Source organism: Candidatus Pelagibacter sp. HIMB1593 (assembly GCF_052047755.1).
GTDB lineage: Bacteria > Pseudomonadota > Alphaproteobacteria > Pelagibacterales > Pelagibacteraceae > Pelagibacter.
In genome coordinates this window covers 625,451-647,456 of record NZ_JBNAJK010000001.1, presented here as the reverse complement: position 1 = coordinate 647,456, position 22,006 = coordinate 625,451, and the positions used below count along the sequence as shown (strand labels likewise).

Sequence of the window (22,006 nt, the reverse complement as noted above, 5' to 3'; positions counted from 1 at the left end):
TAAATGAAGAAATTAATTATTTTGAGTTTATTTTTGTTTTCTAAAACATTTGCCTTTGAAAACACCAAAATTGATTTTGGAAACTTTTCTTTAAATAAATATGAAATCACTATTCAAGAATTTAAAAATTATGCCAAAAAAAATAATTTAATCACTGAAGCAGAGAAAACTGGTGGTGGATATGAATGGGGTGCTGGTTGGGAAAAAAGAGCTGGTTGGACATATAAAACCCCATACGGCGAAAATCCTGATAGTGAATTAGAACCAGCGGTACATGTTAGTAGATACGAAGCTGAGGATTACTGTAAATCAATAGATGGTAGACTGCCCACTTTTGATGAATGGTCTTACGCTGCATACAAGCAGGTATTTAATTCTTCAGAGTTTGAAAAAGGCAAAGTCTATAAATACCCAAGCGGTGATGAAGCAAAAAATATGAATTCTCAAGGATTATTAAATTATGACAAACATATTGATGTAACTAAACTACCAGACGGAATTAATGGTTTAGTTGCAATGGGAGGAAATGTTTGGGAATGGATAGACGATCAAAAAAACGATAATTCATTAACAGCTGGTGCTTCTTGGTGGTATGGAGGTTCTAAGACTTCTAAAAGTGGAGCGCAATACAAACCATCTAATTTCTATGCAATTTATGTTGGTTTTAGATGTGCCTTCGACTAATATTTTAAAAATCCAAAATTATCGAATGATTAAATTTTTTATTACATTATTTTTTTTAATTTTTACTATTAGTTCTAGTTTTTCAAACGAGTTAAAACTTACTAAAAATCCCGATGCTATTTGTAACAACGGAGAACAAGCTACCTATACAATCAAAAAAGGTAAATCAAATAAATGGGCTATAGTTTTACCAGGAGGTGGTATTGCAAGAGATCCTGAAGAGTACAGATCAAGGCCAGAAGGTATGAAATCTCCTGAATTGAAACCTCATTATTTTGGTCAAGGTATAGAAAAAGACTTGGAAGATAAAAATTATAATTTAGTTTTTATACCTTATTGTTCTAGCGATCTTTATCAGAGTAATCATATGAATTTAGTTGATGGTAAAGAAGTTCCCTTTAAAGGTAGAGTGATAGTAAATGATGTCATAGATCAAATTGATCAGCAGCTTAAGAACGCAGATGAGGTTATGTTTTTAGGTTTTTCTGCTGGAGCAATTGGTATTGGTTTTCATGCGGAAAGAATTGGTAAATACAAAAATGTAAGAGTATTAGTGGATAGCTTTTGGGTAGACGATGAAACTAGAAAATTCTATGAAAATTTTGAAAAAAATAACGATAGAAGCTTTACATATAAAAGTTCAATGAAAGCATGTAATAATAGTTGGGTAAACTGTTATCCCTCCAGAGATAACTTTGAAAAAAATAATATTAAAGATGTATTTTTTATTTGGAATATAGGTGACAAATATGCAGACGGTGTCAAAGATAAATTAGCTTTAAAAAAAGCAATCAAGAAAGATTTGGAGTTTTATGACGCTGGATTTAGTATTGAAGCTGACAAAAGAAAAATTTCAGGATTTGAAGATTGGGGACACGTTCTAGCTTGGGATAATAAAACTTATACTAAAAACTACTTTGATATGAGTCTTCAAGAAGCAGTCAATAATTGGATAGATAGAAAAGGAAATGCAGTTGTTGTTGATTATTTGCTTAGTGATGAAAAAAAAGCTGAAATTAATAAAAAATCAAAATTATTTGATGGAGAATATAAATTCAAATTACATCGTGTTTCAGAGGATGGTAAAAATAAAAAAATTGGTAATGGAAAACTTGAAATTATAAATGGTCAATTAATCTTCTTTATTAAAGCTAGCAAATTAAAAACTGGTTCAAAAGAACATTATGAAACAGCAAAAATTGATATAAACCCGAATGGAGAATTAAACGGTTCAATTAAACTTGATGTTTTAAGTGGAAAAGATAGATCAGAAATTTATTATTTTAATGGAATGCTTGATGATAAAATCTGGGGCACATCTCCAGATGAAAGTTTTTTCAAAGTTTATCTACAAATAAAAAAATAATTATGAAAAAAACATTAAATCTTGGTGTTATTGGTATCGATCACGGTCACATCTTTGACATGTTAGATGAAATGTTAAAAGAAGGATGCACTTGTGAATTCTTTTGGACAGAGGGTGATCCATTAACCCTTGGGGAATTCAATTCAAAAAATCCAAATATTAAAAGAAAAGAAAATAAGGAAGAAATATTAAATGACCCATCAATTGATATGATTTTAATATCTTCAGTTCCAAAAGATAGAGCTCATAATTCAATAGAAGCTTTAAGAGCTGGAAAAGATGTAATGGTCGATAAACCTGGTTGCACTACTTTAGATCAATTGAATGAACTTAAACAAACAGTAAAAGAAACTGGTAAAATATGGTCAGTTAATTTTTCAGAAAGATTTCATGTTGCAGCCGTTGCTAAAGCTGAAGAATTAGTTAACGAGGGAAAAATTGGCAAAATAAAGCAAACAATTGGAACAGGTCCACATAGACAAGGCAACTATGAAAGACCTGATTGGTTTTATGATAGAGAGAGTTATGGTGGAATAATTACTGATATAGGCTCACATCAAATTCATCAATTTTTAGTATTTACAAATTCAAATGAAGCAAAAATTAATCATGCTTTTGTTGAAAACACTACCAAGAAGGAAAAGCCTGGTTTTCAAGATTTTGGAGAGGTTAATCTAACTGGTAATGGTGGGCATGGTTACGTTAGATTAGATTGGTTTACTCCTGATGCGCTTCCAACATGGGGAGATGGACGATTATTAATCCTTGGAGATAAAGGCTATATAGAAATAAGAAAATATACAGATTTAGCAAAATCAGAAAAAGGTAATCATTTATATTTAGCCAATAATGAAGAAGTTAAATACATCGATTGCTCTGATGTTAAGCTCCCCTACTTTAGAAATTTAATTAATGATGTAATCAACAGAACTGAAACTGCTTGTTCTCAGGAATTAACCTATCTTTCAATGGAACTTGCAATAAAAGCACAATTAAAAGCTGAAACAAAATGAAAAAGTATCAAGTAGCAATTATTGGAACCAATATAGGTGCCAAGCACTATGAAGATTTTCAAAAAGTTAAAGAAAGATTTAATGTTCACACTTTATGTGGACTTACAAGAGAAGCAATTGATAACATTTTATCAAAAGATACTGAAACAAAAGTATCACTAAACTTTGATGAAGTATTAAAAGTAAAAGAGATAGATATCATTGATATATGTCTTCCGCCTCACTTACATTTTTCAGCTTGTAAAAAAGCAATGGAAGCTGGAAAGCATGTAATTTGTGAAAAGCCATTAGTATCAAGTCTTAAAGAAGTCGATCAATTAGAAAAGATCAGTAAAGAAACAGGTAAAATTATTTTTCCTGTTTTCCAATATCGATATGGTCTAGGATTTTCAAAATTAAAAGCATTAATAAAATCTGGTTTAGCTGGAAAACCTTTGGTTGCTTCATTAGAAACTCATTGGAATAGAGGAAAAGATTATTATTCAAAACCTTGGAGAGGAACTTGGGAAGGTGAACAAGGTGGAGCTATATTAAGTCATTCAATACACATTCATGACTTAGTAAGCATGATCTTGGGTCCGGTTTCAAATGTATTTGCCAAATTATCAACTAGAGTAAATGATATTGAAGTAGAAGATTGTGCAGCTTTATCAATTGAAATGGAAAATGGAACACTAGTTACAAGCTCAATTACACTTGGAGCTGCAAACGATACAAGCAGACTTAGATTTTGTTTTGAAGGATTAACTGCTGAGTCTGGTGCATCACCAGATAAACCATATAGTCCAGCGGATGATGAGTGGTATTTCTTACCAAGATCCCCAGTTACTCAAGCGCAAATAGATGAAGTATTGTCAAAAGTAGAAGAACCGCAATCTTGGTATGCAGGTATGTTTGATGAAATTGCAAACAAATTAGATGGATCTGCAAGTTATGAAGTTACTTTGTTGGATGCTAGAAAATCTTTAGAATTTGTAACTGCTGTCTACGATTCTTTCAGAAAAAATAAAAATGTTAAACTTCCAATAGATAAAGATAACCTATTGTATGGTTCTTGGTTACCTAAAAATAACTTATGATATATTTGCATAAAATATTACCAATGTTGATAAGTCCTTTAATGATAGTTGTATTCTTACTAGTTCTAGGAATAAAATTTAAATCTAAAAAATTTACTATCTCTGGAATTATTGTTTTATCAATTTGTTCATTACCTATTGTTTCAAAAAACTTAATTAATTATTTAGAAATAAATTATAAACCGATTCAAGCATCCAATATGGATAAAGCTGATGCTATAATTGTGTTAAGTGGAATGTTAAGACCCATCAATACTGTTGATGGTTATAAATATGAATTTAATGATGCTGTAGATAGGTTTGTTTCAGGAATTGATCTATATAAAAACAATAAAGCTAATTTCATTGTGTTTACTCGTGGAAAATATCCATGGTCTATTGGCAAACCTGGAGGAGAATATTTAAAAGAATTAGCAATTAGTTATGGAATTCCTGAAAATAAAATAATGCTTACTGAAAATGTTGTGAACACTGATCAAGAAGCTAAAGCAGTTAAAAAACTTTTTCCCCAAAAAAATAGTAAATTAATCTTAGTAACTTCTGCCTCTCACATGCCTAGAGCACTGAAAGTGTTTCAAGCTGCAGATCTTGAAGTCATTGAATATCCTGTTGATTTTAAATCTATATCAAACAATTTTACACTGATGGACCTAATCCCATCGGTAGGCGGTCTTGGTGGTACAAGTTATTTTGTAAGAGAAATAATAGGAAGAATATACTACAAAATTAAATATATTAAATAATTTTAAAAAATTAGATGATATCTTTTGAGCTCACTGAAGATTTAATTAAAAAATTTAATAAAAACGGTTTTTTAATTTTAGATAATTTTTTAGATTTAAATTACATAAACGATCTTAGAAATAAATTTGAGCCTTTATTTAAAGGTAATTTTGAAACAGAAATTAAACCAGATGAATGGAATTGGAAGTTTGATAAAGATCCTGAAGATGCTACTCGTCAAATCTGTAATGCTTGGAAAGCAGATAATTTAATAAAAAAAGTAGTTTGTCATAAAATAATTGGTGAAGTTTGTTCTCGTTTAATGAATTGGCAAGGTGCAAGATTAGTTCAGGATAATGTTTTATGGAAACCACCAGGAGGAAAAACCTTAGGTTTTCATCAAGATGCCGCTTATGATGATTGGCTTATTCCTCAAACAATGATGACTTGTTGGATGTCTTTAGATGATGCATCTAAAGAAACTGGAACCTTAGAATATATAAAAGGCTCTCATAAATGGGGACTTCAACCTCCTAAAGGAGAATTTCACTCCCCTGAAGATTATAAAAAAGAATTGAATATTTTTGCGGAAAAAAATAATAAGCAAATAGAAGTTGCTTATGTAGAGGTGCCAGCTGGTGGTGTTTCATTTCACCATGGCTTTACCTGGCACGGATCAGGCTTAAATACTTCCAGTAACCACCGTAGAGCAATCGTTTCTCATTGTGTTCCAAGTAATGCAAAATTTCATCCAACAAATGAAGGTGGAACTGCTAAAACTTATAAAAAATACAAGAAAGAAAATAGTGATTTATTAGATGAGGAATATTTTCCTCTGTTGTGGGAAAGTAATTCTATTTAGATCCATCAAACCTATCTTCATCATGTTTATTTGGATTATAAGTAGGTGATGTTTCAAATTGTTCTTCACATATAATATCAATATAAGGTGCTTTTGATCTTGTAAAAATTTCACCTGATACTCCAAACCAAAAACTTGGTGGATCAAATGTTGCAGCAGCAATTGCTGTTAAACCTTTTAAAGCAGGTGCTGATATCGTCCAATAAACACTAGTTCCACATTTTTTACAAAAATTTGTTTCAAAAGCATTTCCACTCTCAGTTACAAATTTATATTGATTATAATTTTGTGAATGATGTTTTACATTTTCTTCTTTAAACCAAGCACCAACACCAAAAGGACTTCCTGATCTAAGTTGGCAATATCTACAGTGGCAAACTCTAGCTCTTTCTGGATTACCTGTCGTTTCGTATCTGTTTTCTCCACAGGCACAGCCACCTTGATGAATTTCTTTATCTGACATAATTAAAGACTATAATATTTTAAAATAATATGAACAAAGAAAACGCAAGTAAACTATGGAAAATTATTCAGGAAGCTGGCGATTATTTGGTGGGGCAATTACCTGACCATCCAAATCACCCAAAAGGAAGAAACCCCTATGCTCACGTTGCTATTTGTGTGAAAAGTAAATTCAATGCAAGTTATAAGGATGTTCCTGATGAAAAATTTGATGAAGTGCTAAAGTATATTGAGTTTTTAAAAGAAAATCCTAGCTAGCTTTAATTGTATTTAACAATTCATCAACATCACTATCTTTGGTGTTCCAAGCAGCTACTAATCTCACAGCTTTACCATCCAATTCTTCTTCATTCATTTTGTAACCTTTGGAATTAAGATGTTCTATTTTTTCTCTTGGAAATTTAGCGAAAACTTCATTTGCTTCCGTTGGATAAGCAATTTCAATATCATTATGTTTGCTTAGACCATCACTTAACTTTTTACCCATTGCATTAGCATGTTTCGCATTTCTCAACCAAACATCATTTGAAATATAGGCATCTAGTTGAGCAGATACAAAACGCATTTTAGATAACAAATGCCCTGCTCTTTTCATTAAAAAAGCAATGTCTCCTACTAATTCTTTCTTAAAAAATATAATTGCTTCAGCCGCTAAACATCCATTTTTAGTTGCTCCAAATGACAATACATCTACGCCTGATTTCCAAGTCATTTCAGCAGGAGTTACACCTAAAGATACCAATGCATTAGCAAATCTAGCACCATCCATATGTAAATTTAGATTATGTTTATGAGTAATTTCTGCAATTTTTTTGATTTCATCTAATTGGTAAACTTCACCTGTTTCACACACCTGAGTAATGCTAACTGATGAAGGTTGGGTGTGATGCACAATTCCTTTTCCACCTATAGATTGGTGTAATTCTTCTGCAGTTATTTTTCCCATTATTCCAGTTAAAGGTATTAATTTTCCACCTCCTGTATAAAATTCAGGGGCACCACATTCATCAGTATTAATATGAGACATTTTATGGCAATAAATATTTCCATATGATGGTGTCATCGTAGATAAAGCTAATGCATTCGCAGCTGTTCCTGATGCAGTTGGAAAAACAATTACTTCTTTTTCAAATATTTCAGAAAACTTATCTTGTAACTCAGTTGATAAAGGATCGTTTCCATATGGAGTGCTATCTCCTTCATTTGCTTTTATGATTGCCTCTAATACTTCAGGACAAGCACCTGCAACATTATCAGAGGCGAATTTAACACGCTCTCTTTTTGTTTTAATTTTTGCCATTGTTATTGTTTTGGAAAATAATCTTTTAAAGTGCCTTCTCTATATACATCTGCTGTACAACAATGAAGTCCTCCACCAAATGCATAAGCATCTCTAAGTTCTACTGGCACTACTTCCATTCCTAATTTATCTAATTGCTCAGCTTGATAAATTTCACTTTTCTCAACACAAACTGTTTTGGGATCTAAAACCAAAACATTCATTGATAACCATGTTGATGAATAACAAAGTGGTGGTGGTTCGTTATGAGCTGGTTGAGCACTATCAACAATTTCCCATCCATTATCTTCAAAAAGTTTTCTTTGTTCTTTTGGTAATCTTCTTTGAGGATTGTTGATAATTAATCCTTCTTTTATTGGTGTAAAGGTTGCATCAATGTGAATAGGATATGGATCTCCTGGGAAATTTACTGCGTGAACTCTGTGATCTTTGTAATGTCTCTTTAGCCAATCAATTCCTTTTAAATTAGTTGTAAATCCATGTTGAACAACTAAATCTTTTCCAAATCTCAATACATCTGCTGCATCAAACAATGGCTCTTCTTCGGTAGTTACAAAATATTTTTTCTCAGTCCACTCTAATCTTTTTTGAACACCAATTTTATCTGATAAATAATCTTTTCTGTAATCTGCATCTGTTAGTCTTGGTTTTGGAGCAGACTCGTGTCTCATGTTAGGATCTTGATTGTAATAATCTTTAAGTAATGGTCGGTAACATAGATATTCAAACCAACGACATCTATAACTCATTGTTGCTTCTAAAATTTCATTACCCACAGTTAACAAAACATCTCTTGGAGGCATACAACCAAACATAGTTTCTGCTTCCCAATCAGGTGTGGATGTCTTTTGATTAAAATCAATTGGTGTTGGTCGGTCAACTTTAATGCCTCTTTTTTGAAGCATGTTTGAAAAGTTATCTAATAATTCATTTGCTTTATCGACAGTATCTTTGGTTCTTGGACCAAACTGTCCTCGCATATCACTATCTTCAGGAACTTTTGCATCTAATGCTGGCTCTGGTGCTGGAATACAAGTACCATCCGCTCTTCCAACGATAACGTGCTTTAACGGATCCCACTCATTCCAACTATTAACTATTTTTTTTGAATTATTCATAATTAAACTCTTTAATCCATGGTTCAAGTGTTGGATAGACTTTAGAAAACTTAGACTTATATTTGGTCCATCTTCCAATTGATTTTGTATAAAGCGGTTTTATAACCTGATCATAGCTTGGAGTAAAGATACGTTCTCTCTCATTAGCAGTTTTCTGATAATTTAATACTAAGTCATTCCATGGAATTTCTAAAAATTTCAAAAGACTATTTATTTCACTATTAAAATTTGTAACTATATTTTCATATTTAATCTCTCTAAAATTAAAATTAAATTTTGTTTTATAAATTTTAAATAATCTCATAACTAAATCATACATATAAGCTGTGTCCTCTAAGGTTAAAAAATTTGACATTGAATCATTCAATTTAAAATTTTGAATGAAACAACTAAGCACACAATCACATGGATGTCTTAAAGAAATTATAAATTTTGCTTGAGGAAAGATTTTTTGGATCTCAGCGAGATAAATTATATTTAATGGTAGTTTATCAATATATATTTTATGCAGATCTGGATTTTTGATATATGACTTTATTTCATGTGTGTATTTTACAATAATTTCATCAATTTTTTTTTCATCTATATCAAATTTTTTTTCTAAATAATTTTCTGATAGTTTATTGAGAGAATTTATCATATTGTTGATTGCAGGTTTTTCTTCAACAACTTCAATCATTGGATGGCTCCTTAGTATTGTGTCCAAGAGAGTTGTTCCAGATCTTGGAAAACCAAACATAAATATTGGTTTATTTCTATTAGATGAATTTGAAGAGTTAAGTTTTAATTCATTTGTTCTTTCAAAATAATTAATTCTCTTTTTTATTTTATTTAAAAACCTATTTTTATCGATTTCATTATTTTTATTTTTCAGATTTAATAAATTTGATTTTTCAAAGTAAGAAAATGCTAAGCTTGTCTCATTAATTTTATCATAACTTTTTGCGATAAGATTAACTCTGTCTATTTCTTGTTGGATATAGTTTTCAAACTTTAATTTAGTAAGATTGTTTATTACATCTTTATATAAGTCATTTTTGTATAATAGATGACTTTTGTATAATATTGATAATGAATTTTGATTAAACTTTTTCTCAAAATCTAAGATTAAATTATCTAGCTTTTCATTTTCATTTGTTTTTTCATACAACTCCATCAAGTTATAATAAGATTGTTCTAATTTAGGATTTATTGAAATTGCCTTTTTAAAGGAATTTTCTGCGTCAGAAAAATACTCAAATTTTTTATAAACTATTCCTAGATTATTATATCCAGGAAAATAATTTTCATTTAAATCAATTGCTTTTTTAATATTTTTTATTGCAATATCAAAATTGTTAAGTTCGCTATTAATTAACCCAAGATAATTATAGGCATCTAAATTATTAGAATTTATTTCTATGGATTTTAAAATATATCTTTTAGCTTTTTCAAAATCTCTAATGTTAATATATACTACACCTAGATTAGTATAAGCATTTGCTATATTTGGATCTAGTTCAATTACTTCTTTTAGTATTTTTTCTGAGTTTTTAAAAAGTTTTAATTCTAGATACACTGATCCAAGCAAAAATAATGCTTTAATATTTTTAGAATTTTTGTCTAAAATTTTTTTAATTTTCTTTTCTGCAATTTTAAATTCTCTTTTGCTTAAATTTTTATTGATCTCATCAAAAATTTTATTTAAGTCGTTAACATTAGACACTTTAGTTTTAATTTTTAATTATATTGTATTCTGGGCCAAAGGGGAATTTTGTAATGTTTTCCGTCCCATCTTTACCAATAACTAATATATCGTGTTCTCTATATCCACCAGCACCAGGATTGCCTTCTGGGATCATTATCATTGGCTCCATAGACACCACCATATTTTCCTCAAGAACAGTATCAATATCTTCTCTTAATTCTAAACCAGCTTCTCTTCCATAAAAGTGTGAAAGCATACCAAATGAATGGCCATAGCCAAATGTTCGGTATTGAAGATAACCAAGTTCTGCAAACAATTCATTTAGCTCATGACAAATGTCTGAACATTTAACACCTGGTTTAATTAATTCTAATCCTCGCTTATGCACTTTAACATTTGCTTCCCAAGCTTTAAGTGATGCATCATCTGCATGATCCAAAAACAAAGTTCTCTCTAGTGCAGTGTAATACCCTGAGATCATTGGGAAAGTATTTAAAGATAAAATATCTCCTTTAACTAATTTTCTATTAGTCTTTGGATTGTGTGCTCCATCAGTATTGATACCAGATTGAAACCATACCCAGGTGTCCATGTACTCTGCACCTGGATAACTTTTCACAATCTCCCTTTCCATTCTATCTCTTGCTGCTATTGCTACTTCGATCTCCGTGTTATCTTCTCTAATATTTTTAGCTATTTCTTCACCACCAATGTCTGCAATCCTTGCACCATTTCGAATGATCTCAATTTCTTCATCAGATTTAATCATTCTAAGTTTCATTAGATCTTTTGAAACATCACTAAATACAGAGAAAGTAAAAATAGATCCTATTTTTTCTCTCATATCTAAAGTGACATGATCATTTTCAATTCCAATGTTTTTTGGAGGCTCATCTCTTCCAATAATTGATACGATTGCTCTTAAAAAATTATCTCTCTTCCAATCAGTATAAATAACATTATCACAATGCGATCTACGCCATGGTTGACTTGCATCAATATTAGCTGAAATTGTTGAGATTTTATCCTGAGTAATCACACATCCGTATGGTCTACCAAAAGAACAGTAAATAAAACCTGTGTAATACGCAACATTATGCATGGATGTTAAAATAATCATATCTAAATTATTTTTATCCATCACTGATCTAAGTTTACTTACTCGATCGTTATACTCTTTATCTGTAAATGGTAATTTTACTTTTTCACCATTTTTAAGTTCAAAAAAATCTGGTCGTTCCATAATAATTTAATTTAATGCTATGTATCGTTTATTCCATCTCATAATTAAGCTGTAGTAGAATAAAGATACAAACAGAAAAAAACCTCCAATTATTGTATTTGTTGATGGCACTTCGTTAATTCCTAAAATTGGTAACCAAACCCAAAATATTCCACCCACAACTTCTGTTAAAGACAATAATGTTAACTCAGCAGCTGGAATAGCTTTTGAACCAATTGAATATAAAATTAATCCTGAACAAACCAAAAATCCATGTAGTGAAAATAATGAACTATTATAACTCGTAGCAAAGAATGCTTGTCCAGTAGACAAAATCATAATTGATGCAAACACAAAACAAAAGAAACCAGCAAAAGCAACTGTTGTAAATTTTGGAGTTTCCTTTCTCCATCTTAATGAAACTGAAAATACGGAAAAACCTATAGATGAGGTAAGTCCAAATACAAAACCAATTAAAGATTTCTCACCAGTATTACCAATTGCCATAATCAATATACCTGCTGAAGCAATTATAATTGATATCCAAACATTAAGTGAAATTCGCTCTCTAAGAAATAAAAATGCTAAAAGTGCAGTAAAGAAAGGCATTGCAGCCAAACAAAGTAAAGTAACAGCAGCGCTGGTGTTTGTTATAGAATAAATAAACGTGATCATTGCAACCCCAAGACCTGAGCCACCAACTACTCCTGATAATCCTATTTTATAGTAATTTTTGTAGAAGTTTTTTCCTTCTTCAAAATATAAGTAAAGATTAAGTAGAATAAAAATAGTTAAACCTCTTCCAAATATATACTGCCAAGGAACAAGATTGGGACTATCCATATACCTTACAACCAAAGGTCCAAATGACCATAATATGCCAGCAAACAGCACAATTGGGACAGCAAGTTTTGGATTTCTTAACTCTAACATTTGTAGAAATCTAATTCCAAAAAGATTTTTCTACAACAAAAATACGTTTCTAAATCAAAGATTGATTTGAGTGGTTGGGGAAAAAACAATCTAAGATGTCCCCTTTTTTAAATTTTGATTTCCCTGCTGGTAACAAAGACCAAATGTTTGATTTAACAAAAGATTTTACTCTAAAAGACTCTTGCCCTTGTAAAATTTCTACCTCTATTTTTCCATTTTTAGTTGTGCTTAATTTACTTTTTGCAAACCTTGTAAAATTCTGTTTTTTTGAAAAACTATTTTTTAAAGTTGCCCTAATTGGCTGTTCTTCACTTAGCCCTAAAATGTTTTCCATAAAAGGGATAACGAAAAATCTAAAACAAGCAGATGATGACATTGGATTTCCTGGAAGTCCAAAGATTGCTTTTTGTTTTCCTTTAATTTTGGCAAATAAAATTGGTTTTCCTGGCCGAATTGCTACACTTTTAAAATAATTGGATAATTTAAATGCCTTAACAACACTTGGAATATAGTCATATTTTCCAGCAGAAACAGCGCCTGAAGTTATCAATATATCAGTATCACTATTTATAAGTTTCTTAATTTGTGATTTATAAATATTTTGATGATTGTCTCTAAGTATTCCACCATTTTTAAAATTAAATAAAAAGCTTTCTTTAAGGTTTTTGATATAATGACTATTAGAGTTTCTAACTTTCCAGTTTGGAACATTGTCTCGATCTGTAATTTCGTTTCCAGTTGAAAAAAATAAAATATTAATTTTCTTTTTAACTTTAATCTTTTTTATCCCCAAAGTTTTAAAAGCTAAAATATGATTTGGTTGAATAATTGTATTTTTTTTGACAACCATCTCACCTTTTTTAAAGTCTGAACCTGCAAATCTTACATGATTAAATTTTTTAATTTTTTGATTAACTAAAATGTATTTTTTATTATTTTTATTTGGATAAAAAATGATTTGTTCTATTGGAATAATTGTATCAAAACCTTTTGGAATTATACCACCTGTCATTATTTCAACAGCATCATATTTTTTAATTTTTTTATTTAATGATTTTGTTCCTGCTGCAATAGATCCAATTATTTTGAATTGTTTTGGTGAATTTTTCTTAATTCCATCAGTATCTTTTGATTTAACTGCAAATCCATCAAATGCAGCGTTATCTTCTGATGGATAATTGATCTTTGAATAAATGTTATCTGAAATCACTCTGTTAAGAGAATTTTCACTTAATATAATTTCATCTTTAATTTTAATTTTTGCTTTTTTTAAAATTTTTCTAGATTGATCGTAACTAATCATTTTTTTAATAATTCTTTAGCTTGTTCTAAATCTTCTTTTGTATTGATATTAAAGAAAGGATCTTGATTTGGAAACTCCATATTAATTGTTTTAACTCCAATACTATTTGCCCACAATTCAACTTTTCTAGCCCCTTTTTCTAGATCATCTTCTAATTGATCTAATAAACTCATCGACCATAAACCAAAAATGTTATGCCTAGTATTGTTTGATTTTATAAAAAATAAACTACTTTCATTTTCATCAATTTGATTAATGAATTGCTGTAAAATTTCTTTTTTAAAAAAGGGAGTATCTACTGGAAAAGTTGCTATCCATTTATAGTTTTTGTTATGATCTTTTACCCATTTCATTGCTGAAAGAACTCCACCTAGAGGACCAAGATATTTTTGAATATCTCCAATTAGTGAAATTTTATCTGAATTAGTAAAATTAATTGAATTATTAGATACAATTAATACCTCCTTAAATTCATCAATTATTTCTGCCAAGATGTAATCAATTAACATTTTATCAGCTAGCAATATCTGAGATTTATCTTCACCAAACCTTTGTGACTTCCCGCCTGCTAGCACTGTTCCTAAAATATTGATATGTTCCATGAATAAAATATAAAACATTCAAAGTTGAATTAAAGAAATTAAATGGATTTAAGAATTTTAGAAATCGCGTCTCACACAGAAAATAATAAAGTTTTAGAAAACTATACTCATAAATCAAAAAACAAAAATCCAATTTGTGGAGATGAAATGGAAATAAGCTTAATTGTCAAAGATGACGTTGTAAAAGATATGGGTTATCAGTGTAAATCTTGTATTTATTGCCAAGCATCCGTAAGCTTATTATCTAGAAAAATTAAGGATAAAAACTTAAAGGAAATAAAAGATTTTGTTACAGCTGGTGAAAAATTGTTTGAAGATGTTAAAGTAAGTCTAGAAAAACACTGGAAAGATTTTAAAGAAATTTTAGATAAAAAAAATCTTTCAAGGAAAGAATGTTTGCTTTTACCTTTAAAAACTATTGTTAAAGCATTAAAAATTTAAATGATAAAAATCACAAAACCATTATTGCAAAAAGCATTGATTGCAGGTTTTTTTTCAACAATCACTATAGGAGTACTTACAGTATTAACTTACAAGAGCACACTTGGATATTTTATTGCAGCATCATTTGGCTCGTCCATGGTTTTGTTGTTTGGTTTTCCTGAAAGTCCTTTTGCTCAACCAAAAAATGTTTTCTTTGGACATTTGTTAACTGCTTTGGTGGGTGTGTTATTTGTTAATTTTATTCCACTTCCAATTTATATGAGTATTGCATTTGCAGTAGGTGTTGGAGTTTTCTTAATGATTTTGTTAAATGTTGTTCATCCTCCTGCAGGAGGAAACCCAATAATTGTAATTATTGGTAGTGCTTCTTATGATTATTTAATTAATCCAATTATTTTTGGATGCATCATAATTTTATTATTAGCGATCATAATCAATAAATATTTATTGCAAAAAAACTATCCTTTAAAATAATTATGAATTCAAAATATAAAGTTTTAAAGTATTCATCTAATAATTTTAAAGACGTTGAAGATTTAGTTTCAATTGAAGAACCATTAGAGATTTCTTTAAAGTATAAAGAAAAAGATAATTGGGTTGAACAAACTTTATCTATTACTATGAGAACTCCTGGTAATGATGAGGATCTTGTAAGAGGATTTTTATTTAATGAACAAATTGTAAAAAGTTTATATGATATTGATAGTATTGAAAGTTATGGAGACAAAGTTGGTCAATATAAAATTCAAAATAAAGTGCTAGCAACACTCAATAATTCAGAAAATGTCAACATATCAAAAATTAAAAGAGACTTTTTAACTAACTCCTCTTGTGGTGTTTGTGGTAAATCTTCATTGGATGCGCTCGAGATAATTAAAACTACAAAGACAAATGCCTCTGAAGCTAAAATTTCAAAAGATGTAATTATCCAATCACCTGATATTTTAAGAGAAGGTCAGTCTGAATTCAGCAAAACTGGTGGTATCCATGCAAGTGGTCTATTTAATAGTGATGGAAAATTGATAGCTCTAAGAGAGGATGTTGGAAGACACAACGCTTTAGACAAAATGATTGGTTGTGCTTTGGAGAAGAAGCAATTTGATCCAAAAGATCAATTTATTACGTGTTCTGGGAGACTTAACTTTGAGCTAGTTCAAAAGGTTCTGATGACAGATATTGGGATTATGATCGGGGTTGGTGCGCCAACAAGTCTAGCCATCGATTTAGCTAATAAGTTTGACATTACCCTCATAGGTTTCGTAAAGAGGGACAGTTTTAATATTTACACAAATAACAAAAAAGTTAAGGTGGAATAATAAAAAAAAGGAAATTGTGTCAAAAAATATAAGTAATTTATCTGGAAGAATTGGCCTAAAAGACAACCTATTTAAGCAAATTTCAGAGAATACTTTAAGTGAAAACCCAGAAGATATTAAAGAAATTGCAAAAAAACATAACCTTGGAGTTTCAACACTTCACGGTGCTGAATCTTTTTATGAATTTTTAAGACCTTCACATAGAGAAAAAAAAGCTTTCGTTTGTAACGGAAGTGCATGCATGTGTGCAGGTACTCAAGACAAACTAAAAGATAAATTAAAAGAAAAATTAGGTGATGATAAAGTTGGAGAGATGTTTTGTCTAGGTCATTGTTATGAAAATCATGCATTTCACTATGATGGTGAAAATTATGCTGGGAAAGATATTGAAAAGATTGATCAAATTTTAAAAGGTGAAGAAATTAAACAAGAAAAATTTTTCTCTAAAAGCTATGCAACAACAAGTTTTTTAATGGATGATAAGTTATTATCAATGAATCAATTTAAAGAACAGTTAAGTAAATTTTTAAAAACAGATAAAAAAGAAATAGTAAAATCATTATTAGATTCAAACCTAACAGGAAGAGGTGGCGCGGGTTTTCCAACAGGAATGAAATGGGATTTCTGTAGTAAAGCAAAAGGTGATAAGAAATATGTTATCTGTAATGCAGATGAAGGTGACTCAGGAGCTTTTTCAGATAGATACCTATTAGAAGATCAGCCGTTAAAAGTTATTTTTGGAATGGTGCTTTGTGGATTTGTAATTGGAAGTGATGAAGGAGTTTTATACATCAGAGGTGAGTATCCAAAATCGATCGAAGCAATCAATGGATGTATTAATGAACTTAAAAAATTAAATTTATTAGGTGAAAATATTTTAGGAACAGATTTTTCTTTTGATCTTGGAATTTGCATTGGTCAAGGTGCATATATTTGTGGAGAAGAAACAGCTTTGATAGCATCTATTGAAGGAAGAAGAGCTGAAGTAGATGTAAGACCTCCCTTCCCTGTAACAGAAGGGTTATATAAAAAACCAACAGTGGTTAACAATGTTGAAACTTTAGCAGCTGCAACAGGAATTTTATTAAATGGATCAGAAAAATTTTCTTCAGTTGGAAATAAAAAGTCAGCTGGAACAAAATTAGTTTGCTTAGATAGCTTCTTTAACAATCCAGGTGTTTATGAAATTGACATGGGAACACCAATGAAAAAAATATTTAATGAAATTGGTGGTGGATACAAAGAGCCTGTTAAAGCTTTTCAAATAGGAGGTCCTTTAGGTGGAGTTGTTCCTTTGAGTGAAATAGAAAATTTAAATTTAGATTTTCAAGAGTTTACTGCAAAAGGTTTTATGTTAGGTCACGCAAGTGTAGTTAGTATCCCTAAAGATTTTCCAATGGCTGAATATATTCATCATTTATTTGAATTTTCTGCAGAAGAATCTTGTGGGAAATGTTTTCCTGGAAGACTTGGATCTTACAGAGGAAAGGAAATGTTTGATCAAGCTAAGAAGAAAACGGCTAAAATTCCTTTAAAATTACTAGAAGAATTGTTGGTTACTATGCAAAAAGGCTGCTTATGTGCTTTATGTGGAGCGATCCCAACTCCTATTCAAAACATCCTAAAATACTTTGGCGATGAAATGAAAAATGATATGGTGAAAGATAATTAATGAGCTCAGAGAAAAGAAAAATTGCTTATATTGATGGAAAACCTTACGAAATAGGTCCTAATCATACATCTATTTTAAAATTCGTTAAAAGCTATGTTGGTGAAAAAAAGGTACCAACTTTATGTGATGACCCTAACTTAGCACCCTATGGAGCTTGCAGAGTTTGTTCTGTTGAAGTTGCTTTAGAAAAAGACGGTCCAACTAGAGTAGTTGCATCTTGTCATACACCAGTTGCAGAAAACCAGCACATATTTACTTCAAACGAAGCATTAACAAGTCTTAGAAAAAATATTGTTGAATTAGTTTTAACTGATCACCCTATGGAGTGTGATACTTGTGAAGTAAACAATAACTGTGAACTTCAAACAGTTGCCAATGATTTAGGTGTTGCTGATCATAGATACAATAGTCCTAAACAACATAAAGGAATTCCAAGAGATACTTCTCATGATTACATGAGAATGAATTTAGATAACTGTATTAACTGTGGAAGATGTGTAAGAGCATGTGATGAAATTCAAGGATCATTTGTTTTAACAATGAGTGGTAGAGGATTTGAATCTAGAATTACAACAGACAACGATATGATGTTTGGAGACAGTTCTTGTGTATCATGTGGAGCTTGTGCTCATACGTGTCCAACGGATGCAATTTCAGATGTATTCCAATCTAAATCTGCAGCTGTAGATAAAAAAGTTAGAACAACTTGCTCGTACTGTGGTGTTGGTTGTAACTTAGAAGCATCTATTAAAGATGATAAGGTGGTTGCAATAGATACTCCTAAACAAACAGAAGTAAACGCTGGTCATACTTGTATTAAAGGAAGATACGCATTTAGTTTTTATGAACACCCTGACAGATTAAAAACACCGTTAATTAAAAGAAATGGAAAATTTGAAGAAGCGAGTTGGGATGAAGCGTATGACTTTATCAAAAAAGAAATGAATAGAATTACAAAAGAAAACGGACCAGATGCTTTTGCTGGAATTTCTTCTGCAAGATGTACAAACGAAGAAAACTATGTTTTCCAAAAAATGATTAGAGCAGCTGTTGGAACTAACAGTGTCGATTGTTGTGCAAGAATTTGTCATTCACCTACAGCTTGGGGTATGCAGCAAACATTTGGAACAGGTGCTGCAACTAACTCAACAGAAGATATTTATCATGCAGATTTATTTTTAGTTATTGGTGCAAATCCAACTAATGCTCACCCAGTAACAGGAGCAAAAATTAAACAGCAAGTGATGAAAGGTAAAAAATTAATTGTCCTTGATCCAGTAACAACTGAATTAGCTAAACTTGCAGATTATCATATCAAACTTAGACCAGGAACTAACGTTGCGGTTCTAAATATGATGTTACACTTTATTATTAAATCTAAACTCTATAATGCTGACTTTGTAAGAGATAGAACAGAAGGTTTTGATAATTTCTTAAAAGAAATTGAAAGACAAGATGTTGATCAGTTAGCAAAAGTTGCTGGTGTTGATAAACAATTAGTTAAAGAAGCTGCAATTGCTTATGCAACAGCTAGAAATTCAATGGAGTTCCACGGATTAGGAGTTACTGAACACGAACAAGGCTCTAAAACAGTGATGTTAATTGCTGATTTAGCAATGATTACAGGAAATATTGGAAGAAAAGGTGTTGGAGTAAATCCGCTTAGAGGCCAAAATAATGTACAAGGTGCTGCGGATATGGGATGTCAGCCTCACCAAGGTGCAGGTTATTTTGAGGTTGCAGATGAAAACAATCAAAAATTTTATACTGAAAAATATGGTGTAACTCACCCTACTAAACCAGGTTTAAAAATCCCTCAAATGTTTGAAGCTGCAATCAGTAAAGAACTAAAAGGTTTATGGATTATTGGTGAGGATATAGTTCAAACAGATCCAAATAGTGCACATGTTATTGAGGCAATGAACTCATTAGAGCTATTAGTAGTTCAAGAAATATTTATGAGTGAGACTGCAAAACTTGCAACTGTAGTTTTACCAGGAACTACTTTCCTAGAAAAAGATGGAACTTTTACAAATACTGAAAGAAGAATTCAAAGAGTTAATAGAGCAGTTCCTCCATTACCAGGTACAAAACCAGATGGACTAATTGTAACTGAGATGATGCAAAAATTAGGTTTTGATCAACCATCTTATGATGCGGATCAAGTATTAGCAGAGATTGCTGATGTAGTTCCATTCTTTAAAGGTGTTACTAGAGAGAGACTTGGTAAATTAGGATTACAATGGCCTGTAAAAGAAGATGGTACAGATACACAAATTCTACACACTGAAACATTTAAACTTGGAAAAGGAAGATTGAAAAACTTTGATTGGAAAGAATCTAGTGAGATAAAAGCTAATCAAAAAGATTATCCGTTAATTTTAACCACAAGTAGAGTTCTACAACACTACAATGCAGCAACAATGACAAGAAGAACAAAAAATATAAACATTGTTGATGAAGATGTTTTATTAATTCATCCTAAAGATGCAGCTCATAGAGATTTAAATACAGGTGATATTGGAAGATTATATTCTGGAAGAGGAGAAGTTGCTTTAAAAGTTGAAGTAACAGATAAAGTTAAAGAAGGAATTGTATTTACAACATTCCACTTCCCAGAACATATGGTCAATATGGTTACTGGTCATGGAAAAGATGAAGAAACTATGTGTGCAGAATACAAAGTTTCATCAGTTGAGGTTCAAAAAATTTCTAATCAATTTAAAACAGAAGTTAAGCCAAAAGAACATCAAGCTGAAGTTAGTTAATTAAAATGACCATCGGTTGGCATTTTGATAATTCATATTCAAAACTTTCAAAAACATTTAAAGAAGACATCAAGCCTACACCAGTTCATGAACCTGAACTTGTTATTTTAAATGAAGAACTTGCTAAAAATTTAAATTTAAACTTTTCAGGAATAGATAAAAAAAAATTAGCTGAAATATTTTCAGGAAATAGTTTACCTGATGGAACCAATTCAATTGCACAAGCATATGCTGGTCATCAATTTGGTCATTTCACTATGCTTGGAGATGGTAGAGCAGTTTTATTAGGAGAGCATATAGATAATAAAAATCAACGTTTCGATATACAATTTAAAGGCTCAGGAAGAACCTCTTTTTCTAGAGGTGGAGATGGAAGAGCAGCTTTAGGTCCAATGTTAAGAGAATACATAATTAGTGAAGCAATTAACGCTTTAAATATTCCAACAACAAGAAGTCTTGCGGTTGTTAAAACTGGAGAAAAAGTTGTTAGAGAAAATTTGTTAAATGGAGCAATTTTAACAAGAGTTGCATCCAGTCACATTCGAGTTGGAACTTTTCAATATATTGCAGCTACTCAAAATCTAGAGGATCTTAATACATTGGTTGATTACACAATTGATAGACACTATCCAGAAATTAAGTCCTCTAAAAACAAAGCTTTAGATTTATTAAGTCTTGTAATGGAAAAACAATGTCAGTTGGTCATTAATTGGATGAGGGTTGGATTTATTCATGGAGTAATGAACACCGATAACATGACTATTTCTGGTGAAACTATTGATTATGGTCCATGTGCGTTTATGGATCAGTATGATCCAAAAACTGTTTTTAGCTCTATAGATAAATTTGGAAGATATGCTTTTTCAAATCAACCACCAATTACAAAATGGAATTTAGCAAGATTTGCAGAATGTCTGATCCCACTTATTGATAAAGATGAGGATGCAGCGATTAAAATTGCAACAAACTTAATTGATAACTTTCAAAATATTTATGAAGAGAAATGGTTAAATATGATGAGAGATAAACTTGGTTTATTTGGTGAAGATAAAGATGATCTAACATTAATTAATAAACTTTTAGATTGGATGAAAAATAATAATGCAGATTACACAAACACCTTTTGTTATTTAATGGGTGTTGACTTTGATGATGAGATCTACAAAAATGAGGGATTTAAAAGTTGGATTAATGAATGGCAAAAAAGAGTAAAACTAAATAATTCATCTGACACATATTTAGAACTTATGAAAAAAAATAATCCTTTTATTATACCAAGAAATCAAAAAGTAGAAGAGGCTCTAGCTGATGCAGACAAAGGCAATCTAGAAACAATGAATAAACTTTTAAAAGTTTTAAGTAATCCTTACTCTGATCAAAAAAATATTATTGAATTTCAAAAACCTGCCCCAATTGGAAATGAAAAGTATCAAACTTTTTGTGGAACCTAAT

21 protein-coding genes are annotated in these 22,006 nt (G+C 30.6%); 13 read left to right on the top strand and 8 right to left on the bottom strand.

Annotation, left to right across the window (positions count from 1 at the left end; translation table 11 throughout):
- Positions 1–3 precede the first annotated feature (3 nt).
- Genes ACTTA0_RS03310 through ACTTA0_RS03285 form a run of 6 tightly spaced genes read left to right on the top strand, consistent with a single transcriptional unit; the run spans position 4 to position 5,727 of the window.
- Positions 4–684 carry a formylglycine-generating enzyme family protein gene (locus ACTTA0_RS03310; RefSeq protein WP_440676090.1) on the top strand — a complete coding sequence of 227 codons (681 nt, stop codon included), beginning with the start codon at positions 4–6 and terminating at the stop codon, positions 682–684.
- Positions 685–709: 25 nt separating this feature from the next.
- Positions 710–2,050 (top strand): pectin acetylesterase-family hydrolase, encoded by a 1,341-nt coding sequence (locus tag ACTTA0_RS03305; protein WP_440676089.1) that lies wholly within the window; start codon positions 710–712, stop codon positions 2,048–2,050.
- 2 nt (positions 2,051–2,052) lie between these two features.
- A complete protein-coding gene (locus ACTTA0_RS03300) occupies positions 2,053–3,063 on the top strand; it encodes a Gfo/Idh/MocA family protein (RefSeq protein ID WP_440676088.1) in 1,011 nt (336 codons plus the stop codon).
- The gene (locus tag ACTTA0_RS03295) at positions 3,060–4,142 is read left to right on the top strand and encodes a Gfo/Idh/MocA family protein (RefSeq protein WP_440676087.1); all 1,083 of its coding nucleotides are present in this window, start codon (positions 3,060–3,062) and stop codon (positions 4,140–4,142) included. The genes ACTTA0_RS03300 and ACTTA0_RS03295 overlap by 4 nt, the downstream gene beginning before the upstream one ends.
- A 41-nt stretch (positions 4,143–4,183) precedes the next feature.
- Positions 4,184–4,885 (top strand): YdcF family protein, encoded by a 702-nt coding sequence (locus ACTTA0_RS03290; RefSeq protein WP_440676086.1) that lies wholly within the window; start codon positions 4,184–4,186, stop codon positions 4,883–4,885.
- A gap of 14 nt (positions 4,886–4,899) precedes the next feature.
- The gene (locus ACTTA0_RS03285) at positions 4,900–5,727 is read left to right on the top strand and encodes a phytanoyl-CoA dioxygenase family protein (RefSeq protein WP_440676085.1); all 828 of its coding nucleotides are present in this window, start codon (positions 4,900–4,902) and stop codon (positions 5,725–5,727) included.
- Here ACTTA0_RS03285 and ACTTA0_RS03280 read toward each other — a convergent pair.
- Positions 5,720–6,190 carry a GFA family protein gene (locus ACTTA0_RS03280; RefSeq protein ID WP_440676084.1) on the bottom strand — a complete coding sequence of 157 codons (471 nt, stop codon included), beginning with the start codon at positions 6,188–6,190 and terminating at the stop codon, positions 5,720–5,722. The two genes, ACTTA0_RS03285 and ACTTA0_RS03280, sit on opposite strands and share 8 nt — an antisense overlap.
- Before the next feature lie 29 nt (positions 6,191–6,219).
- Between ACTTA0_RS03280 and ACTTA0_RS03275 the strand changes: the two genes are divergently transcribed.
- The gene (locus ACTTA0_RS03275) at positions 6,220–6,447 is read left to right on the top strand and encodes a hypothetical protein (protein ID WP_440676083.1); all 228 of its coding nucleotides are present in this window, start codon (positions 6,220–6,222) and stop codon (positions 6,445–6,447) included.
- Here ACTTA0_RS03275 and ACTTA0_RS03270 read toward each other — a convergent pair.
- The 7 genes from ACTTA0_RS03270 to mobA are packed head-to-tail and all read right to left on the bottom strand — an operon-like array spanning position 6,440 to position 14,372.
- Positions 6,440–7,489 carry a threonine aldolase family protein gene (locus tag ACTTA0_RS03270; protein ID WP_440676082.1) on the bottom strand — a complete coding sequence of 350 codons (1,050 nt, stop codon included), beginning with the start codon at positions 7,487–7,489 and terminating at the stop codon, positions 6,440–6,442. The genes ACTTA0_RS03275 and ACTTA0_RS03270 overlap by 8 nt on opposite strands.
- A gap of 2 nt (positions 7,490–7,491) precedes the next feature.
- Positions 7,492–8,607 (bottom strand): serine/threonine protein kinase, encoded by a 1,116-nt coding sequence (locus tag ACTTA0_RS03265; protein ID WP_440676081.1) that lies wholly within the window; start codon positions 8,605–8,607, stop codon positions 7,492–7,494.
- Positions 8,600–10,312 (bottom strand): tetratricopeptide repeat-containing sulfotransferase family protein, encoded by a 1,713-nt coding sequence (locus ACTTA0_RS03260; RefSeq protein ID WP_440676080.1) that lies wholly within the window; start codon positions 10,310–10,312, stop codon positions 8,600–8,602. The genes ACTTA0_RS03265 and ACTTA0_RS03260 overlap by 8 nt, the downstream gene beginning before the upstream one ends.
- A 7-nt stretch (positions 10,313–10,319) precedes the next feature.
- On the bottom strand, positions 10,320–11,537 hold the full coding sequence (locus ACTTA0_RS03255) for an aminopeptidase P family protein (RefSeq protein ID WP_440676079.1): 1,218 nt from the start codon (positions 11,535–11,537) through the stop codon (positions 10,320–10,322).
- Positions 11,538–11,543: 6 nt separating this feature from the next.
- Entirely contained in the window at positions 11,544–12,449 is a 906-nt protein-coding gene (locus tag ACTTA0_RS03250; RefSeq protein WP_440676078.1) for a DMT family transporter, read from the bottom strand.
- Positions 12,450–12,498: 49 nt separating this feature from the next.
- Positions 12,499–13,752, bottom strand: coding sequence for a molybdopterin molybdotransferase MoeA (locus ACTTA0_RS03245; protein ID WP_440676077.1), 1,254 nt, complete (start codon positions 13,750–13,752; stop codon positions 12,499–12,501).
- Positions 13,749–14,372, bottom strand: a complete 624-nt coding sequence (gene mobA, locus ACTTA0_RS03240; RefSeq protein ID WP_440676076.1) for a molybdenum cofactor guanylyltransferase — start codon at positions 14,370–14,372, stop codon at positions 13,749–13,751. The genes ACTTA0_RS03245 and mobA overlap by 4 nt, the downstream gene beginning before the upstream one ends.
- A gap of 24 nt (positions 14,373–14,396) precedes the next feature.
- Between mobA and ACTTA0_RS03235 the strand changes: the two genes are divergently transcribed.
- The 6 genes from ACTTA0_RS03235 to ACTTA0_RS03210 are packed head-to-tail and all read left to right on the top strand — an operon-like array spanning position 14,397 to position 22,005.
- Positions 14,397–14,795, top strand: coding sequence for an iron-sulfur cluster assembly scaffold protein (locus ACTTA0_RS03235; RefSeq protein ID WP_440676075.1), 399 nt, complete (start codon positions 14,397–14,399; stop codon positions 14,793–14,795).
- Complete coding sequence (locus tag ACTTA0_RS03230; RefSeq protein ID WP_440676074.1) at positions 14,796–15,272, top strand: HPP family protein; 477 nt, start codon at positions 14,796–14,798, stop codon at positions 15,270–15,272.
- Between the two features lie 2 nt (positions 15,273–15,274).
- A complete protein-coding gene (gene fdhD, locus ACTTA0_RS03225; protein ID WP_440676073.1) occupies positions 15,275–16,114 on the top strand; it encodes a formate dehydrogenase accessory sulfurtransferase FdhD in 840 nt (279 codons plus the stop codon).
- A gap of 16 nt (positions 16,115–16,130) precedes the next feature.
- Positions 16,131–17,786 (top strand): NADH-ubiquinone oxidoreductase-F iron-sulfur binding region domain-containing protein, encoded by a 1,656-nt coding sequence (locus ACTTA0_RS03220; RefSeq protein WP_440676072.1) that lies wholly within the window; start codon positions 16,131–16,133, stop codon positions 17,784–17,786.
- Positions 17,786–20,554 carry a formate dehydrogenase subunit alpha gene (fdhF, locus tag ACTTA0_RS03215; RefSeq protein ID WP_440676071.1) on the top strand — a complete coding sequence of 923 codons (2,769 nt, stop codon included), beginning with the start codon at positions 17,786–17,788 and terminating at the stop codon, positions 20,552–20,554. The genes ACTTA0_RS03220 and fdhF overlap by 1 nt, the downstream gene beginning before the upstream one ends.
- Before the next feature lie 5 nt (positions 20,555–20,559).
- On the top strand, positions 20,560–22,005 hold the full coding sequence (locus tag ACTTA0_RS03210) for a protein adenylyltransferase SelO (protein WP_440676070.1): 1,446 nt from the start codon (positions 20,560–20,562) through the stop codon (positions 22,003–22,005).
- Position 22,006 lies beyond the last annotated feature (1 nt).